General features: G+C 49.8%; 1 protein-coding gene. It reads left to right on the forward strand.

Annotation, left to right across the window (positions count from 1 at the left end; genetic code table 11):
- Window positions 1–225: 225 nt before the first annotated feature.
- On the forward strand, window positions 226–558 hold the full coding sequence (gene qacG2, locus BRX37_RS26325) for a quaternary ammonium compound efflux SMR transporter QacG2 (RefSeq protein ID WP_003830719.1): 333 nt from the start codon (window positions 226–228) through the stop codon (window positions 556–558).
- The last annotated feature ends 252 nt before the right edge of the window (window positions 559–810 follow it).

The raw sequence follows: 810 nt of genomic DNA on the forward strand, positions 1-810 counted from the left end.
TGTTTTTTTGTACAGTCTATGCCTCGGGCATCCAAGCAGCAAGCGCGTTACGCCGTGGGTCGATGTTTGATGTTATGGAGCAGCAACGATGTTACGCAGCAGGGCAGTCGCCCTAAAACAAAGTTAGATGCTTTGCTGTGCGCACAAATTTCGGCCAGCAACAAGACTGTTTTTTTTCTTAAATCGAACCTAAAATTTCTTCGCGGAACTCCATGGAGAAATATTTTGAAAAATTGGTTATTTCTGGCTACGGCCATTATTTTTGAGGTCATTGCAACCTCTGCGCTCAAGTCTAGTGAGGGCTTTACTAGGTTAGTACCGTCTTTTATCGTCGTAGCGGGATACGCTGCTGCTTTTTATTTCCTGTCGCTGACACTCAAATCGATTCCTGTTGGAATCGCCTACGCAGTTTGGTCGGGCCTCGGGATCGTCTTGGTCACTGCGATTGCATGGGTTTTGCATGGTCAAAAACTAGATATGTGGGGATTTGTTGGTGTCGGCTTCATTATCAGCGGCGTTGCTGTGCTCAACTTGCTATCTAAGGCAAGTGTTCACTAAAACGGTCGCATCTAACCATTCCGTCGAGAGGGACCGCCCACAAGCTGCGCTTGCGGGTTCCCTTCGCGGCTTCGCCGCTACGGCGGCCCCTCACGTCAAACGTTGAACGACAGCTTTCCCAAAAGGGCTCTGTTGCAAAAATCGTGAAGCTTGAGCATGCTTGGCGGAGATTGGACGGACGGAACGATGACGGATTTCAAGTGGCGCCATTTCCAGGGTGATGTGATCCTGTGGGCGGTGCGCTGGTATTGT

Origin of the sequence: Sphingomonas sp. S-NIH.Pt3_0716, from assembly GCF_003950715.1 — a bacterium.
Taxonomy (GTDB): Bacteria; Pseudomonadota; Alphaproteobacteria; order Sphingomonadales; family Sphingomonadaceae; genus Sphingobium; species Sphingobium yanoikuyae_A.